Raw genomic sequence first — 16,202 nt, 5'->3', positions numbered from 1 at the left:
TCGTCACAGGCCTCATCACCGGGTTGTCGATCGTGGTAGTCACAGGCCCCGAGCCTCCGCATAGTCGAGTGTGTTCAGGTACGCCCGCCGCACCTCGGGAGAGGCGTCGAAACGCTCGTCCGCCGGGGTGGTCGGGGTGGTCTCCGGCGTACGCCAGGCGTGCACGCGCAGCGGCCCGACGATGTACTCCGGACGTGGGTCCCGCGGATGCGGGACGTTGGCGATCAGCACGATCAGGGGCAGCTCGGCCACGAGCTCGACCGAGGTCCCGGCGCCTGACGAGCCGACCCAGTCGAAGGCGCCGTCCGAGGCGACGCGCACTCCCTGGAAGAACGAGACCGAGGGAGGTACGTCGGCCGGCCCGAGTCCGTGCTTGGCAGCCGCCTTCACGAAGAGGTCACGGCCCGCCGGAGCAGGCCCCTCGGGCAGCGCGGTGCCGTAGCGCAGCGCGTTCCAGGCGGCGGTGCTCGTCCCGCAGAACGCGTCGTGGCGTCCCGAGGTGTCGGTGAGGATCGTGGCGAGCACCCGGCCGTCACCGGAGAGCAGCGGGTGGCCGGCACCGAGGTAGGCCTGCCACGGGATCTTCTGGGTGTCGGCGACGTTGAGTCGCTCGGTCGGCTCGAGGGCGTTGTAGACGAGCGTGTGGGCACAGGCCTCGCCGGTCGGGTCCTCGAGCCGGAACCGGGTGCCTCGGGCGAGCACCTTGTGGGTGTAGCTGCCGGGCGCGACCGTCTCGGCCCAGGTGAGGCTCTCCGGGTCGACGTCGTCCGGGCAGAACGGGCTCGACGAGGCCGGTAGGTACGGCATCCAGTCGCTGACCTGCCCCCCTTGCGCGCGAGCATCTGCCCGTGCGTTCAGCACCGTGTCCGTGCTGTGGTCTGCAGCTAGCGCCACCCGCGTCCTCCTTGAAGCATGTTGAACCTGTCGACTGACAGGTAAGCATGTAGGTCAAGGGCGTCGGGGGCAAACCATGACTGTTGGAAACCTGAGTCCGAAATGTGGGGTCGGAGACGGCGAAATTCTTCCCTGTCGGTCGATCGATTCTTACCGTTTTCGGCGTGAACTCGCTAGGGGGCAAGGACCATTTCCTGCCGAATTCACGCGTGCGGTGCCGCCTGATGGAGCGTTCTCGCCGCGGCCGATGCTCGCCCACCGCACGCAGAACCTGTCAAAAGATAGGTAACATGTCCGGTGTGATATCGGACACCGATCCGATGGCGATCCGGAACCGTGCCGAGGAACGGACCGAAACGTCGGAGGATCCCGGATTCGGCTGACATCGACCCGTCGGAGTGGGACCCTGACCCACGCAGGACGGGCACCATGAGATGCCGGACGGACGCCGACCGGCCTTCATCCGGAGATCAGCGGGATGATCGCTTCGACCCCCACGGCACCACATTTCCGGAGACGAACGTCCGCGATTCGGACCCGTCGCGCGGCATCGGGACCCCGACCATTCCGACGAGCTCGGACAGGTCGCTGATAGTCGGCCCGCTCCACTCGGGATCGAGGTCGAACGCGACGCCCTCCTCCTCCTCGATCTCGTCGTGCCCCCTGGCCCGGAATCGCACCGACCGCATCCCGACCGCCTCGGCGCCGCTCAGCTCGCGGTCGGCACCGTCACCGACGTAGACGCACTCGCTGGTCCGCACCTCCAGCGCCGCCGCGGCGACGAGGTAGGCGCCCGAGTCGGGCTTGCGTACGCCCGTCTGACAGGAGAACGAGACCGCGTCCAGGTGGTCGGCGAGCGGGCTCTGCGGCCAGATCGCGACCGTCTCCGCCCCGCAGTCGGCGACGAGACCGAGCTTGAACCCTCGTTTGCGCAGCGACTTCAGTGCGGGCAGCGCCCAGGTGGCGGCGTGGAGCGAGAGCGCGTAGTTCAGCCGGCGCGTGATCGCGCTCTCCACCTGAGACTCGGTCGGCGACCCGCCGACCCGTCTGGCCAGGTAGCGCACCGTGTGATGCACGTCGGCCATCAGGCCGCGTACGCGCTCGTCGAAGGTGTCGGTGACCGCAGCCGCGAACGCGACGGGGTCGACGCCGAGGTCCGCGCCCATCGCCCTGGACACCGCGTCGTGCTCGGCAGGATGACCACTCGGGACGAGCGTGTCCTGCAGGTCGAAGAGGACCGCACGCACCTCGGCCTCATCCATGGCCTCAGCGTAACCAGGATCGAATCTTTGCTGAGGAAGTTCGACGAATCCGTAAAGGTTACGTCGATCAGCGGGTTCCGGTCAGCAGCAGTCACAACCGTCGTCGGGCCGGCCGTCGTCGATGAACGCCTCTACCGGGGAACAGCAGACCTCGCCTCGCCAGGCGTTCACGCCCTCCCGGACGGCGACGGCGGCGATCGTCAGCGCGGCGAGGGAGTCGGCCCACCACCAGCCAAGGAGGCTGTTCAGCACCAGACCGAGCAGGAGCGCGGCCGACATGTAGGTGCACAGAAGGGTCTGCTTGGAGTCGGCGACGGCCGAGCGTGAACCGAGCTCGGTGCCCGTACGCCGCTGCACCCATGAGGCCAGCGGCATGACCAGCAGGCTCAGCACGGCCATGCCGATTCCGACACTCGAGTGCTCCGCCGCCTGGCGGGTGGCGAACGCGGTGACGGCGTCGAAGCTCACGAAGGCGGCGAGCGCGAAGAACGAGCAGGCGATCACGCGCAACGCGGTCCGCTCGCGGCTCTCGTGGTTGCCGCCCCCGAACTGCCAGGCGACGGCGACCGCGGAAGTGACCTCGATCACCGAGTCGAGACCGAATCCGACCAGCGCGGCCGAGCTCGCCCCCACACCGGCGACGAGCGCGACGATCGCCTCGACCACGTTGTACGCGATGGTGAAGGCCACCAGCAGCCGCACCCGGCGTACGAGCACGGCCCTTCTCCGCTCGGCGGCCGGTCGGGCGAGGACCACCTCCGCGGAGCGGGCCGCACTCACCACGTCACCTCGAGGCACTGCGGCGTCGGAGCGGTCTCGGTCTGCAGCGTCGCGTGCTCGATCCGGTGCTCGGTCGCGAGCATCCGCTGGGCCCGGGCGAGGACGTCCTGCGAGTCGGCATCCTCGGCGAGCGTGAGGTGCGCGGTGGCGACGTTCATCCCCGAGGTGAGGGTCCAGACGTGCAGATCGTGGGCGTCCTCGACCCCCGGGATCGCCTCCAGGTCGGCGACGACGGCATCCACCACCAGACCGTCGGGGATCTCCTGCCCGAGCACGGCCAGGACCTCGCGTCCCAGCACGACGGCCCGGACCGCCACGAAGAGCCCGATCGCCACCGCGACACCGGTGTCCCACCACGCCTGGCCGGTGAGCGCGACGATCACACCGGCCACGATCACGCCGACGCTGCCCGCGGCATCGGCGACCACCTCGAAGTAGGCGCCCTTGACGTTGAGCGACTCGGCGGCGCCGGCGCGCAGCAACAGCATCGAGACGACGTTGACCACCAGACCGAGCGCACCGACCACGAGCATCGCGCCGGTCTGCACCTCGGTCTCGGCGCCGATCCGCCCGACGGCCTCCACGACGACGTACGCCGCGGCCCCGAGCATGATCAGCACCGTCAGCCCCGAGGCGAAGACCTCGGCACGATAGGAGCCGTAGGTGCGCCGGCCGGTGGTGTCCGGCCGCGCCGCCATCCTGGTCGCCAGCAGCGCCGCTCCGAGCGCGACGGCGTCGGCGCCCATGTGGCCGGCGTCGGAGACCAGCGCGAGCGAGCCCGACCACGCGCCGGCGACCAGCTCGACGACCAGGAAGCCCGCGACGAGGGCGAACGTGACTGCGAGCCGCGACCGATACCTTCCGCCGGCGTGGCCGGCGGCGCCGTGACCGTGTCCGTGCCCCATCAGCAGCACCCCAGCTCATCGGCGTCGGCACAGGCGGCCTTGTCGGTGACCAGGACCAGTCCGTGGAGATCCGCCAGAGCGTGGGCCACGCGCTGGTCGACCAGCTCGTAGCGCGTACGCCGCCCCTCGGGGACGGCCACCACCAGACCGCAGCCACGCAGGCAGGCCAGGTGGTTCGAGACGGCCTGCCGGGTCGCGCCGAGCGAGTCCGCCAGGTCGGCCGGGTACGCAGGTCCCTCGCGCAGTCGCATCAGGATCCGGGCACGGGTGGCGTCGGAGAGCGCGTGGCCGAAGCGCGCGAGCGCGTCCAGGGAGGCCGTCGTCGTCATCACCATGGGCTGACCGTACATCGTTTCCTGAATTCAGCCAATCATGTACTGACCTAGGGTGACGCAGCCCACGCCCCACGCGACTGGGACCGCCCTCGGCCCGTGGCCTAGACTCGGGACCACGAAGGGGAGTAGTCCTCAACAGTCGCGTCGACACACTGGCCTCAGCGCCCGGCGCGATCGGCCACGAAGGTGGCGGACGAGACCTTCGACCAAGCACCCGTATCAACACGACGGTGCTGGTCGAAGGACGCTGCACCCTCATGGGATTCCTCCGGCCGGCGCCGGAGAGGAACCCCTGTGTACGCCTTCCTGCTGTCGACCGCGGTCATCTTCGTCGCCGAGCTCGGCGACAAGAGCCAGCTCATGGCGATGACGTTCGCCACCCGCTACCGCGCTCGAGACGTGATCCTCGGGATCACCGCCGCCACCGCGATCGTCCACCTGGCCTCGGTCGCGATCGGCGCGCTCATCGGGGACGCCTTCGCCGAGCACCAGCACTACATCACCATCGTGGCCGGCCTCGCCTTCCTGGTCTTCGCGGCGTGGACCCTGCGCGGCGACGAGCTCACCGAGGACGAGGCCAAGAAGGCCCGCAACAGCCGGGGCATGGCGATCATCGCCGTCGGCATCGCGTTCTTCCTGGCCGAGCTCGGCGACAAGACGATGCTCGCGACGATCACCCTGGCGACCCAGGAGGGCTGGCTCGGCACCTGGATCGGCTCCACCGTCGGGATGGTCGCGGCCGACGCTCTCGCCATCGGCGTCGGCGCACTGCTGGGCCGCAACCTTCCCGAGAAGGTGATCAAGTACGGCGCCGCCGCACTCTTCGCGATCTTCGGGATCATCCTCGTCCTGGACGGCATCGTCCAGCTCTGATCCTCAGCTCTGATCCCTGGCGACAGGACGTCACGACTGGTCGAGCGCCTCGACCCGGCGGTTCAGGTAGCGCTGCTCCGGCACGCTCTGGGTCAGGCGCGCCGCCAGCACATAGTGCTCGCGGGCGGTCGCGAGGTCGCCGGACTGCTCGAGCAGGTGCGCCAGCACGGCATGGGCCCGGTGGTGCCGCTGCATCGCGGGGTGCTCCAGCAGGTCGCGTACGATCTCGATGCCGTGCTCCGGGCCGAGGCTCATCGCCACCGCGACGGCCCGGTTGAGCGTGACCGCCGGCGAGGGTGCGACCTGGGCCAGCATCCCGTAGAGCAGGTTGATCTGGAGCCAGTCGGTGGCCTCGTACGACTCCGCCTCGGCGTGGACCGCGGCGATCGCCGCCTGCAGCTGGTAGCGGCCCACCGGTCCCTCGGGGAGCACCTCCTCCAGCAGCGCGACGCCTTCGCGGATCAGCTCGCGGTCCCACTGCGAGCGGTCCTGGTCCTTGAGCGGGATCAGGTCACCGAGGTGGTCGACGCGCCCGCACGAGCGCGCCTGGGTCAGCAGCATGAGGGCGAGCAGACCGGTGGCCTCGTCGTGCTCCGGCAGGATGCCGCGCACCATCCGGGTCAGCCGGATCGCCTCCTCGGTGAGCTCGATGCCCTGCAGGTCCGGGCCGCTGGTGCGGGTGTGGCCCTCGTTGAAGATCAGGTGGCAGACGTCGAGCACGCACGCGATCCGCTCGGGCAGCTCGTCGGGCGCCGGCGAGCAGAACTCCTCGTTCTTCAGCGTCGCCCGTGCCCGGCTGAGCCGCTGCCCCATGGTCGCCTCCGGAACCAGGTACGCAGCCGCGATCTCCGCCGTCGTCAGGCCGCCCACGCACCGCAGCGTGATCGCGACCTGGGAGGGGCGGCGCAGCGCGGGATGCGCGCACATCATCATCAGCCGCAGCGAGTCGTCGTAGGCCGAGCCGATCTCGGGAGCCACCGGGTCCGGGTCGTCGAGCCGCCGCGCCATCCCGTCGGCGAGCTCGCGCCGGGTGCGCGCCGAGTCCGCTCGCAGCTGGTCGATCAGCCGCCGGTGAGCCACCCGGATGAGCCAGGCCCGGGGATCGGCCGGCAGACCGTCGCAGGACCATCGCTGGCTGGCCGCGATCAGCGCCTCCTGGGCGGCATCCTCGCAGTCGGACAGATCGGGATGGACCCGCAGCAGGGCGCCGAGGACATGGGCGGACTCCTGCCGCCACACGTCCTCGACTCCCGTCACCGTCATGTCAGTAGGTTGCCACCGGGCGTAGCTCGACCGTCTCACCGGGGCCACTGAAGCTGCGTACGACCTCTTCGGCTCTCTCCTGGGACTCGACGTCGATCAGGAAGAAGCCGGCCAGATGCTCCTTGGCCTCGGAGTAGGGGCCGTCGGTGACGACCGGCTCTCCGGCGTCCCAGCGGTAGAGCCTGGCCGAGGCCGGGTCCGCGAGCGGCTGCCCGCCGAGGAGCTCCCCGTTGGCCGCGAGCTCCTCCATGATCCCCTCGAAGGCCGCGTTGAGCTTCTCCCTGGCCTCCTGCGGCAAGGACTGGAGCTCGGGGATGAAATCCCCGGTCGGGTGGCCCCAGGGCTGCGGGTTGGAGTGGATGAGGATGACGTACTTCATTGCTCTTCCCTTTCGTAGGCGCCTTCCGAAGGCGTGCTTACGGGGGATACGTCGTAGCCGGCCGGCGTGGTTCTACATCGTCCCAGAAACTTCCGTGCCGCGGAGTGGGTCTCCTCGGCGGAACCCTGTGCAGCGGCCGTCGCGGATGTGGAATGGTGACCGCTTGTGAATCCGGGAGCGTTCGAAGCAGTCGACGAACGCCTGGTCTCCACCCTCGACGACCTGCTCGCCCAGCAGTCGCTGGCGCCCGGCATCGTCGTCAACGCCCTCTTCAACCGGCTGGTGACCGCGGTGCTGAGCGTGCCCGAGTCGGCCGCCGACTCCGTGCTGGCGGCGCTGCCGCCGTCGCGTTCTCCCGCGGCCTTCCGGTCGGTGGCCTCCGCCGGCGAGCACGCGCTCGAGCGGGTCTGGGCCGACCGGATTTCGCGCGCGGCCGACCCCGCGGAGACCTTCTCCCGCTTTCCCTACCGCGAGAACTACCGGCTCCTCGTGGAGATGGAGCTGCAGGCCGTACGCCGCCAGGGCACCGACCCGCGGCACGTCCTGCTCCTCGGCTCGGGGCCACTGCCCCTGACCGCGCTCTGCCTGGCCGAGCACGGCATCGCGGTGCACTGCGTCGACCACGATCCGGAGGCCATCCGGCTCTCCTCCGCCGCCTTCGGGCGCCTGGGCGCCGCCGGGGTGACGTTCGAGCACGCCGAGGCCGCGGCCGCCACCCCACCGCGACCCGTCGACGTGGTGCTCCTCGCCGGGCTGGTCGGATCCGACGACGCCGCGAAGGCCGACGTGCTCGGCAAGGCGGTCACCCACCTCGCCCCGGGCGGGCTCGTCCTGGCGCGGAGCGCCCGGGGGCTGCGTACGCTGCTCTATCCGCGGGTCGGCCCCGCGGCGCTGGCCGGTCTGACCGTGGTGGCCGAGGCCAACCCCGAGGTCGACGCCCCCGGGACCGACGTGATCAACAGCGCCATCCTGGCCCGGCCTAGAGAGCCGGGTCGAGCACCTCGGCCTTGAGCTGGGCGGCGCGCTCGATCCGCTCGGCACCGGTCTTCCCGAGGTTCCACGTCGGCAGGATGAACTCGTCGAAGCCGGCCTCGACGTACTGCCCGACGAAGTCCTGCAGCTCACCGGCCGAGCCGGTCTGGGTCCTGGCGAAGCCCGGGTTCGCGCCGTCGAGATCGAGCATGAGGTTCGCGGTCGTCCTGATCGTGGACGGGTCACGCCCCACCTGCTCGCAGGCTTCCAGGAGCTTGGCCCGGACCGCACCGGCGCTCTCGGGCGTGCCCCAGGTGTTCCACTCGTCGGCGTGACGGGCGACGACCCGCAGCATCCGCGGGCCCTTGGCGCCGACCAGGATCGGCAGCGGCGAGGCCACCGGCTTCGGCTCGCACGGCGCGTCGGTGAGCTGGAAGTGGGTCCCCTCGAACGTCGTACGCGGCTTGTCGAGCAGCGACCGGGTGATCTCGATGGCCTCCTCGAACCGGTCGACGAGCACCTTCGCGCCCGGCAGGTCGATGCCGTAGGCCTTGTGCTCGTTGATCTGCCACCCGGCCCCCATGCCGAGCACGAAGCGGCCGCCGGCGATGTGGTCGATGGTCGCGGAGCGGTTCGCGAGCAGCGCCGGGTGGTGGATGGTCGTCGGCGAGACGAGGGGCCCGATGCGTACGTTCTGGGTGGTCGCGGCCAGCGCCGGCAGGATCCCCCAGACCTCGTGCATCGGCCCGTCGTCGACCTCCTCGGTGCCGGTGTTGGGCATGTAGTGGTCGGCGACCCAGACGCCGTACCAACCGGCCTGGTCGGCCGCCTGCGCCTCGGCGAGGATGTCAGCGGTGGGGAAGACGAGGTTGGGCCACAGCGAGATCTTCACGTCCCCAACGTACCCGCCTCCGAAATCTCTTCAGAAATATTCTTGGCAAGGCTGTCGATCCCGCGTAGACCTCGTTCGACCAAGGGGTGAACGGGCCGGCAAGACGGTCCGACCGACACAGGAGATACCGAGATGCCGAAGTACATGCTGATCTGGCGCACCGTCGACGAGGACAAGATGAACGCCGCGATGTCCGAGATCCCCTTCGAGGAGATGCTCGAGAAGATGGGCCGGATCAACGACGAGCTCATCAAGGCCGGCGTGCTGCTCGCCATGGAGGGCCTGGACCCCGAGGAGCACACCGTCGTCACCTACGCCGACGCCGACCAGCCGGTGGTCACCGACGGCCCCTACGGCGAGACCAAGGAGCTCTTCGGAGGCTTCTACCTGATCTCTGTCGCCTCGAAGGAGGAGGCCATCGAGTGGGCCAAGCGCATCGGCTACTTCCCCGGCTCGGCCGTCGAGATCCGCCGGGTGCCCACGATCGACGAGTTTCCGCAGGACAACCCGTGGATCCAGCAGGAGCTCGAATGGCGCACCAAGAACGGGCAGCTCTGATCGGCTGCGGACCGACGAGCAAGCAGGAGACACCGATGAGTGACGCGACGCGCGCCGTCGAGGCGATCTGGCGAATCGAGTCCGCCCGCATCGTCGGCGCGCTCGCGCGCTACACCGGCGACTTCGCCCTCGCCGAGGACGCGGCGCAGGAGGCGCTCGCCGAGGCGCTGGCCTCCTGGCCACGCGACGGCCAGCCCGCCAACCCGGTCGGCTGGCTGATGACCACCGCCAAGCGGCGGGCGATCGACACGATCCGCCGCGCCGGCGTCCAGCGGGAGAAGTACGAGGCCATCGCCCACGACCAGGACGAGGCGTACGCCGACGACCTGGACGTCGAGCGGATCGACGACGACGTCCTCGCGCTGATGTTCGTCTCCTGCCACCCGGTGCTGTCCAAGGAGGCCCGGGTGGCCCTCACCCTCCGGGTCGTCGGCGGTCTCAGCAGCGAGGAGATCGCCCGGGCCTTCCTGGTGCCGGTGCCGACGATCCAGGCCCGGATCACCCGCGCCAAGAAGACGATCGCGGCCGCGAAGGTGCCCTTCGAGGTCCCGTCGCCCGACGAGCGTCGGGAGCGGCTCGCCGGGGTGCTCAACGTCCTCTACCTGATCTTCACCGAGGGCTCCACCGCCACCTCCGGCGAGGATCTGATCCGCACCGACCTCGCCCGTGAGGCACGCAGGCTGACCCGCGTGCTGATCGGCGTGCTGCCCGACGAGCCGGAGGCGTACGGGCTGCTCGCGCTCATGGAGCTGACCGCCTCCCGCTTCCCGGCGCGCACCGATGCCGCCGGTCACCCGGTCCTTCTCGAGGAGCAGGACCGCACCCGCTGGGACCAGGGCGCCATCCGCCGCGGCCGGGCGGCATTGGAGCAGGCGACCCCACGAGGCCTCGGCCCCTATGGCCTGCAGGCCGCGATCGCGGCCACCCACGCCGCCGCCGACTCGGTGGAGACCACCGACTGGGAGCGGATCATCGTCCTCTACGAGGCGCTGGGCCGCATCGCGCCCAACCCGATCGTCGACCTCAACCGCGCCGTGGCGGTGGCGATGGCCCACGGGCCGATGCGAGCGCTGCAGATCGTCGACCGGATCGCCGAGGACAAGCGGCTCGACCACACCCATCTCCTGCCGACCGTACGCGGCGAGCTGCTGCGCCGGCTCGGCCGAACCGTCGAGGCCCGCGAGGAGCTGGAGCGGGCGGCAGCGATGTGCACCAACGAGCGCGAGCGTGCCGTCCTCCGGCAAAAAGTCGCTGATCTTCCCTAAAACGGGGTATACCTGTCGCTCATGTCACAAGCAGCGAGGACAGAGACGTCTGAAACCCCACGCTGGCGGATCCTGGGTCCTGGCCTCGTCGTGGCCGCGACCGGTGTCGGCGCCGCTGACCTGGTCGCCACCCTGATCGCCGGCAGCAAGTACGGCTACGCCCTGCTCTGGGCGGTCGTCGTCGGCTGCGTGCTGAAGGTCGTGCTCGTCGAGGGCGCGGGGCGCTACAGCCTGGCCACCGGCGAGACGATCTTCCAGGGCTGGCGGCGTCTGGGCATCTGGACGACGATCTACTTCGGCCCCTACATCGTCATCTGGGGCTTCATCTACGGCGCCGCCGCGATGGCCGGCACCGGCCTCTCCCTGGCCGCGCTGTTCTCGTTCGCCTCGGTGAAGTTCTGGGGCATCCTCTCCGGCCTGATCGGCATCGCGATCGTGTGGACCGGCCGCTACGGCCTCTTCGAGAAGTTTCTGGCCGGCCTGGTGGGGATCATGTTCGTGACCATGGTCGGCGCCGCTCTCGTCACGCTGCCCAACCTTCCCGAGCTCCTCACCGGCCTCGTCCCGACCATCCCCGAGGGCTCCCTGGTCAACATCCTCTCGGTCGCCGGCGGCGTCGGCGGCACGATCACCCTCGCCGCCTACGGCTACTGGCTGCGCGAGAAGGGCTGGCACACCCCGAAGTTCATGCGCGTCATGCGGATCGACAACACCACCGCGTACGTCGTCACCGGCATCTTCGTGGTCGCCACCCTCATCGTGGGTGCCGAGCTGCTCTACTCGGCCCAGATCGCGATCGGCACCGGCGACCAGGGCATGCTCGACCTGTCCAAGGTCCTCGCCGACCGCTACGGCACCTGGTTCGGCAAGCTCTTCCTGATCGGCTTCTGGGCTGCGGCGATGTCGTCCCTCGTCGGCGTCTGGAACGGCGTCAGCCTGATGTTCGCCGACTTCATGGGCACCATCCGCGGCAAGGCGGACGAGGCCGAGGCCAAGAGCGGCGGCCTCTGGTACCGCGCCTACATCCTCTGGCTCACCTTCCCGCCGATGATCTGGCTCCTGCTGGCCGACGAGCCCGCCTGGCTCATCCTCATCTACGGAGTCCTGGGCGCGTTCTTCATGCCGTTCCTGGCGATCACTCTGCTCTGGCTGCTCAACACCGGCCATACCCCGGCGGAGTGGCGCAACAAGTGGGTCTCCAACATCGGCCTCATCATCTGCGCCCTCCTCTTCGCCTGGCTCGCCTTCGACCAGGTACGCACCTCCATCACCGACCTCCTCGGCTGATGCCGAGTCGGCTCCTGGACGGTTACGCTTGAGCCTTGCCGATCCGCCAGTAGCCGACGAACGTGATCCGCGACTTCGGGACGCCGAGGGACACCAGGTGACGGCGTCCTTCGGCGGGGATCGTCCGCTCGCCGACGAGATAGGCGGAGAGCGTGGCCGGCTCCTCGGGCATGAACGCCTGCACCTCGGCGATCGCCAGCGTCCCGGGGCGATCGGCGGAATCGCCGCGCGGCAGCCACCGCACGTCGACCCCGTCCGGCCCGGAGACGTCCTGGACGTCGGCCATGTCCGGGATCTCGATGACCGCCAGCCCTCGAGCGTCGCGGGGCATGTCCCGGAGGATCCCCAGGATCGCAGGGAGAGCCGACTCGTCGCCGACGAGCAGGTGGAACGAGGCGTCCGAGGCGAAGTCGAAGCCGGTGCCCTGGTCCATGAGCACGACCTGCTCGCCGGGCTGTGCCGTACGCGCCCACGGGCCGGCGATCCCGATGTCGCCGTGGACGACGAAGTCGACGTCCATCTCACCGAGCTCGGGCCGGTGCTCGCGCACGGTGTAGTTGCGTAGCGGCGGCCGGTCACCATGCCTGATGTACTTGAGGTAGTCGATCGTCCCGAGCTTCTCGGGCACCACGTCGAAGTTGGTGGCCTCACCACCCGGCCGCGGCAGGAACAGCCGGAACCACTGGTCGAAGCCACGCTGCGGGAAGCGCCGCAGGTCGTCGCCGACCAGGGTGAGCCGCACCATGTGCGGGGTGACCTGCTTGTTGTGCAGCACCTCGGCGGCGTACAGACCCTTCAGCTTCCGACCTTCGTCGAATCCCATGCCCACTCCTCTTTCGTGAAGTTAGGCTTACCTTACCTAGTACCGCAAAGGCGGCGAGACCAAAGTCGGTTGACGCCTGCTGGGTCCGGGTAAAGGCTGGGCGGCATGCCCGCCGACGAGCTTTCCGGCTGGAGGCGCAACGTAGCGACCTTCCTCGCCGGCCAGACGGTCTCCCTGCTCGGGTCGATGCTGGTGATGTACGCGGTGATGTGGCACCTCACCATCGAGACCCGCTCCGGGTCCGTGCTGATGCTCAGCCTTGTGTTCGGGATGCTCCCGCAGGCGTTCATGTCGATCTTCGGCGGCGTCTGGGCCGACCGACATCACCGCAAGTTCCTCATCATGGGATCCGACACCACGATCGCGGTCGCGACCCTGATCCTGGCCGGATTGATGGCGAGCGGGATCGACGACCTCTGGATCATCTATCTCGCCCTGGCCATCCGCTCGGTCTTCGCCGGCATCCAGATGCCCGCGGTCACCGCGATGATCCCGCAGATCGCACCGGAGTCTCAGCTGCTCCGCATCAACGGGGCCTTCCAGACCATCCAGTCCGCGATGACGCTCCTGGCTCCGGCACTCGCTGCGGTCATCTACGCCAACATGGACATCGTCGCCGTCTTCTTCATCGACGCGATCACGGCCCTGATCGGCGTCGGGCTGCTCGCCCTTGTCCCGGTCGCCCGTCTCGTACGCCCCGACCAGGGCAAGGTCTCCTACTTCGGCGACCTGCGCGCCGGTCTGAAGTACGTCTCCACCCACGCGCACGTACGTTGGATCCTCATCCTCTTCACGCTGGTCATGCTGATGGTCGGTGCACCGTCCTATCTCACCCCGCTGATGGTCACCCGTACCTTCGGCGACGAGGTCTGGAAGCTCACCACCAACGAGCTGTTCTGGGGTTTCGGCATGCTCGCCGGCGGCGCCGCGATGGCCGCCCTCGGACCCAAGATCGTCCACCGCATGCGCCTGATGGTTGGATCCGTCGTCCTCATCGGGCTGCTGGTCGTCGGACTCGGCGTCTCCACCAACATGTGGGTGTTCTTCGTCTTCGGGCTGCTCATCGGAGTGTTCTTCTCCGCGCTCAGCACGCCAGCGATCACCATCCTGCAGGAGCGCGTGGCACCCGAGATGCAGGGACGTGTCTTCGGCATCCTCGGGATCGTCATGTCGGTCGCCATGCCGCTGTCCATGGTCGTCTTCGGTCCGCTCGCGGACCAGTTCTCGGTCGAGTCCCTGCTCGTGCTCGCCGGTCTCCTCCTCTTCCTGGTGGTGGCCGGGATCCTCGCGATCCCCGGTGCCCGCCGTTCTCTCGCCGAGGTCGACCTCCCGAAGGAGGAGCCGGCCGCCTCTGCCCCGAGCACGCCGGACGAGGACGCATCACAGGGCACCAAATGACAGTTGCCCGGCACCTCGAGGGCACCGGGCAACTGCGGAAGCTCTGGGTCAGCGGCTGGTGACCAGCTTGATGGCCACACCGAGACCCGCGGCAACAACGGCAGCGATGAGCAGCTTCTTGACCATGGGAACTCCTAGTTCGAGATGTTGAAACGTACGGACTGCAACTATGACATTGGACCCCGTGACGCAGGCCACGTCAACCTGGCGTGGCGCGAAGAGACCACCATCAGCATCTCGACAAGCTCGATACAGGCATCAGAAAAGGGCACAAATGGCAGCAGGGCCACCTCCGAAGAGGTGGCCCTGCGCAAAGTTATGTCCGGCGGCGTCCTACTCTCCCACAGCCTCTCGGTTGCAGTACCATCGGCGCTGAAGGGCTTGACTTCCGGGTTCGGGATGGGACCGGGTATTTCCCCTTCGCTATGGCCGCCGTAACTCTTGAGATCACTACTCCCCATACTTCAAGGGAGGTGACCAAACCTGTGTTACAACAGTTGGTTGTGGACGCGAGACTTGACGGTCTTCGTTTGTTGTTTTTGTTGAGGGTTTATGAAAGATAAGCCCTCGGCCTATTAGTACCGGTCGGCTGGGCATCACTGCTGTACACCTCCGGCCTATCAACCCCATAGTCTGTAGGGGGCCTTAACCCATAAAGGGTGGGAAACCTCATCTTGAAACGTGCTTCCCGCTTAGATGCGTTCAGCGGTTATCACTTCCGAACGTAGCCAACCAGCCATGCACCTGGCGGTACAACTGGCACACCAGAGGTTCGTCCATCCCGGTCCTCTCGTACTAGGGACAGCCTTTCTCAAGTTTCCTACGCGCGCGGCGGATAGGGACCGAACTGTCTCACGACGTTCTAAACCCAGCTCGCGTGCCGCTTTAATGGGCGAACAGCCCAACCCTTGGGACCTACTCCAGCCCCAGGATGCGACGAGCCGACATCGAGGTGCCAAACCATCCCGTCGATATGGACTCTTGGGGAAGATCAGCCTGTTATCCCCGGGGTACCTTTTATCCGTTGAGTGACCACGCTTCCACATGCCGTGGCCAGATCACTAGTTCCGACTTTCGTCCCTGCTCGACATGTCTGTCTCACAGTCAAGCTCCCTTGTGCACTTACACTCGCCACCTGATTGCCAACCAGGCTGAGGGAACCTTTGAGCGCCTCCGTTACATTTTAGGAGGCAACCGCCCCAGTTAAACTACCCATCAGGCACTGTCCCTGAACCAGATCATGGTCCGAAGTTAGACATCTAGTACGACCAGAGTGGTATTTCAACGATGACTCCACACACACTGGCGTGTGCGCTTCACAGTCTCCCACCTATCCTACACAAGCCGAACCAAACACCAATACCAAACTATAGTAAAGGTCCCGGGGTCTTTCCGTCCTGCCGCGCGTAACGAGCATCTTTACTCGTAGTGCAATTTCGCCGAGTCCACGGTTGAGACAGCGCCCAAGTCGTTACTCCATTCGTGCAGGTCGGAACTTACCCGACAAGGAATTTCGCTACCTTAGGATGGTTATAGTTACCACCGCCGTTTACTGGGGCTTAAATTCTGAGCTTCGCACAAGTGCTAACCCGTCCTCTTAACCTTCCAGCACCGGGCAGGAGTCAGTCCGTATACATCGTCTTACAACTTCGCACGGACCTGTGTTTTTAGTAAACAGTCGCTTGGGCCTGGTCTCTGCGGCCCTTCACGCTTCCCCCAGCTAGTGGGTTCACGATCCGGGCCCCCCTTCTCCCGAAGTTACGGGGGCATTTTGCCGAGTTCCTTAACCATGGTTCGCTCGATCGCCTCGGTATTCTCTACCTGATCACCTGAGTCGGTTTGGGGTACGGGCGGCTCATGACTCGCTAGAGGTTTTTCTCGACAGCATAGGATCATCGACTTCACCAAACGGCTCCCCATCACATCTCAGACATACAGAGCCCGGATTTGCCTAGACTCAGTCCTACATGCTTGGCCGGCGACAACCATCGCGCCGGTTCGACTACCTTCCTGCGTCACCCCATCACTTGACTACTACACACTCGGGTCCCATGTTCCACACACACGCCTCACCCCGAAGGGATCGGTCACGTGCGCTTCAGATGGTTAGCATCATGCGCCTCATCATGGGCGTCATTTCGCCGGTACGGGAATATCAACCCGTTGTCCATCGACTACGCCTGTCGGCCTCGCCTTAGGTCCCGACTTACCCAGGGCAGATTAGCTTGACCCTGGAACCCTTGATCAATCGGCGGATGTGTTTCTCACACATCATTCGCTACTCATGCCTGCATTCTCACTCGCGTACCGTCCACC

15 protein-coding genes and 2 rRNA genes (1 of these 17 cut by a window edge) are annotated in these 16,202 nt (G+C 67.4%); 6 read left to right on the top strand and 11 right to left on the bottom strand.

Annotated elements, in window-relative coordinates; all coding sequences use genetic code 11:
• Positions 1-39 precede the first annotated feature (39 nt).
• The 5 genes from HD557_RS27410 to HD557_RS27390 all read right to left on the bottom strand — a co-directional run bounded on the left by HD557_RS27410 (position 40) and on the right by HD557_RS27390 (position 4,176).
• Positions 40-894, bottom strand: coding sequence for an urea amidolyase associated protein UAAP1 (locus HD557_RS27410; protein WP_196876178.1), 855 nt, complete (start codon positions 892-894; stop codon positions 40-42).
• Positions 895-1,364: 470 nt separating this feature from the next.
• Complete coding sequence (locus HD557_RS27405; RefSeq protein WP_196876177.1) at positions 1,365-2,156, bottom strand: HAD family hydrolase; 792 nt, start codon at positions 2,154-2,156, stop codon at positions 1,365-1,367.
• 81 nt (positions 2,157-2,237) lie between these two features.
• Positions 2,238-2,936 carry a cation transporter gene (locus HD557_RS27400; protein WP_307785724.1) on the bottom strand — a complete coding sequence of 233 codons (699 nt, stop codon included), beginning with the start codon at positions 2,934-2,936 and terminating at the stop codon, positions 2,238-2,240.
• The gene (locus tag HD557_RS27395) at positions 2,933-3,841 is read right to left on the bottom strand and encodes a cation diffusion facilitator family transporter (RefSeq protein WP_196876175.1); all 909 of its coding nucleotides are present in this window, start codon (positions 3,839-3,841) and stop codon (positions 2,933-2,935) included. The genes HD557_RS27400 and HD557_RS27395 overlap by 4 nt, the downstream gene beginning before the upstream one ends.
• Complete coding sequence (locus HD557_RS27390; protein WP_008355277.1) at positions 3,841-4,176, bottom strand: ArsR/SmtB family transcription factor; 336 nt, start codon at positions 4,174-4,176, stop codon at positions 3,841-3,843. Before HD557_RS27390 ends, HD557_RS27395 begins: the two co-directional genes overlap by 1 nt.
• Before the next feature lie 294 nt (positions 4,177-4,470).
• Between HD557_RS27390 and HD557_RS27385 the strand changes: the two genes are divergently transcribed.
• Complete coding sequence (locus HD557_RS27385) at positions 4,471-5,049, top strand: TMEM165/GDT1 family protein (protein WP_196876174.1); 579 nt, start codon at positions 4,471-4,473, stop codon at positions 5,047-5,049.
• Positions 5,050-5,079: 30 nt separating this feature from the next.
• Here HD557_RS27385 and HD557_RS27380 read toward each other — a convergent pair whose 3' ends face one another.
• Together HD557_RS27380 and HD557_RS27375 are read right to left on the bottom strand one after the other, a co-directional pair.
• Positions 5,080-6,312, bottom strand: a complete 1,233-nt coding sequence (locus tag HD557_RS27380) for an RNA polymerase sigma factor (protein ID WP_196876173.1) — start codon at positions 6,310-6,312, stop codon at positions 5,080-5,082.
• A gap of 1 nt (position 6,313) precedes the next feature.
• Positions 6,314-6,691, bottom strand: coding sequence for a YciI family protein (locus HD557_RS27375; RefSeq protein WP_008355282.1), 378 nt, complete (start codon positions 6,689-6,691; stop codon positions 6,314-6,316).
• Between the two features lie 165 nt (positions 6,692-6,856).
• Here HD557_RS27375 and HD557_RS27370 point away from each other — a divergent pair, with 165 nt between their 5' ends.
• Positions 6,857-7,702 (top strand): nicotianamine synthase family protein, encoded by an 846-nt coding sequence (locus tag HD557_RS27370; protein ID WP_196876172.1) that lies wholly within the window; start codon positions 6,857-6,859, stop codon positions 7,700-7,702.
• Here HD557_RS27370 and HD557_RS27365 read toward each other — a convergent pair.
• A complete protein-coding gene (locus HD557_RS27365) occupies positions 7,671-8,555 on the bottom strand; it encodes an LLM class flavin-dependent oxidoreductase (RefSeq protein WP_008355286.1) in 885 nt (294 codons plus the stop codon). The two genes, HD557_RS27370 and HD557_RS27365, sit on opposite strands and share 32 nt — an antisense overlap.
• Positions 8,556-8,687: 132 nt before the next feature.
• Between HD557_RS27365 and HD557_RS27360 the strand changes: the two genes are divergently transcribed.
• The 3 genes from HD557_RS27360 to HD557_RS27350 are packed head-to-tail and all read left to right on the top strand — an operon-like array spanning position 8,688 to position 11,665.
• Complete coding sequence (locus HD557_RS27360) at positions 8,688-9,113, top strand: YciI family protein (protein ID WP_008355288.1); 426 nt, start codon at positions 8,688-8,690, stop codon at positions 9,111-9,113.
• A gap of 35 nt (positions 9,114-9,148) precedes the next feature.
• On the top strand, positions 9,149-10,378 hold the full coding sequence (locus HD557_RS27355; RefSeq protein WP_008355290.1) for an RNA polymerase sigma factor: 1,230 nt from the start codon (positions 9,149-9,151) through the stop codon (positions 10,376-10,378).
• A gap of 21 nt (positions 10,379-10,399) precedes the next feature.
• Entirely contained in the window at positions 10,400-11,665 is a 1,266-nt protein-coding gene (locus HD557_RS27350) for an Nramp family divalent metal transporter (RefSeq protein ID WP_008355292.1), read from the top strand.
• A 22-nt stretch (positions 11,666-11,687) separates the two neighbouring features.
• On the opposite strand, the gene HD557_RS27345 is transcribed toward HD557_RS27350, so the two are convergent.
• Positions 11,688-12,488: a siderophore-interacting protein gene (locus tag HD557_RS27345; protein WP_196876171.1), complete on the bottom strand. Its 801-nt coding sequence runs from the start codon at positions 12,486-12,488 to the stop codon at positions 11,688-11,690.
• Positions 12,489-12,593: 105 nt separating this feature from the next.
• Between HD557_RS27345 and HD557_RS27340 the strand changes: the two genes are divergently transcribed.
• Positions 12,594-13,886: an MFS transporter gene (locus HD557_RS27340; protein ID WP_196876170.1), complete on the top strand. Its 1,293-nt coding sequence runs from the start codon at positions 12,594-12,596 to the stop codon at positions 13,884-13,886.
• Between the two features lie 320 nt (positions 13,887-14,206).
• On the opposite strand, the gene rrf is transcribed toward HD557_RS27340, so the two are convergent.
• Both rrf and HD557_RS27330 read right to left on the bottom strand, forming a co-directional pair.
• A 5S ribosomal RNA gene (gene rrf / locus HD557_RS27335) occupies positions 14,207-14,323 on the bottom strand.
• A 118-nt stretch (positions 14,324-14,441) separates the two neighbouring features.
• Positions 14,442-16,202, bottom strand: a 23S ribosomal RNA gene (locus tag HD557_RS27330); it runs 1,331 nt beyond the window's last position.

Origin of the sequence: Nocardioides luteus (assembly GCF_015752315.1) — a bacterium.
Lineage (GTDB): Bacteria > Actinomycetota > Actinomycetes > Propionibacteriales > Nocardioidaceae > Nocardioides.
The sequence above is the reverse complement of the archived record's forward strand: the minus strand, read 5'-3'. Positions and strand labels throughout refer to the sequence as shown.

Bases quoted from the DNA above. Each gene is read 5' to 3' on its own strand.
- HD557_RS27405 (WP_196876177.1), bottom strand. From the start codon at position 2,156: ATGGATGAGGCCGAGGTGCGTGCGGTCCTCTTCGACCTGCAGGACACG.
- HD557_RS27395 (WP_196876175.1), bottom strand. From the start codon at position 3,841: ATGGGGCACGGACACGGTCACGGCGCCGCCGGCCACGCCGGCGGAAGG.
- HD557_RS27390 (WP_008355277.1), bottom strand. From the start codon at position 4,176: ATGGTGATGACGACGACGGCCTCCCTGGACGCGCTCGCGCGCTTCGGC.
- HD557_RS27380 (WP_196876173.1), bottom strand. From the start codon at position 6,312: ATGACGGTGACGGGAGTCGAGGACGTGTGGCGGCAGGAGTCCGCCCAT.
- HD557_RS27375 (WP_008355282.1), bottom strand. From the start codon at position 6,691: ATGAAGTACGTCATCCTCATCCACTCCAACCCGCAGCCCTGGGGCCAC.
- HD557_RS27360 (WP_008355288.1), top strand. From the start codon at position 8,688: ATGCCGAAGTACATGCTGATCTGGCGCACCGTCGACGAGGACAAGATG.
- HD557_RS27355 (WP_008355290.1), top strand. From the start codon at position 9,149: ATGAGTGACGCGACGCGCGCCGTCGAGGCGATCTGGCGAATCGAGTCC.
- HD557_RS27350 (WP_008355292.1), top strand. From the start codon at position 10,400: ATGTCACAAGCAGCGAGGACAGAGACGTCTGAAACCCCACGCTGGCGG.
- HD557_RS27345 (WP_196876171.1), bottom strand. From the start codon at position 12,488: ATGGGATTCGACGAAGGTCGGAAGCTGAAGGGTCTGTACGCCGCCGAG.
- HD557_RS27340 (WP_196876170.1), top strand. From the start codon at position 12,594: ATGCCCGCCGACGAGCTTTCCGGCTGGAGGCGCAACGTAGCGACCTTC.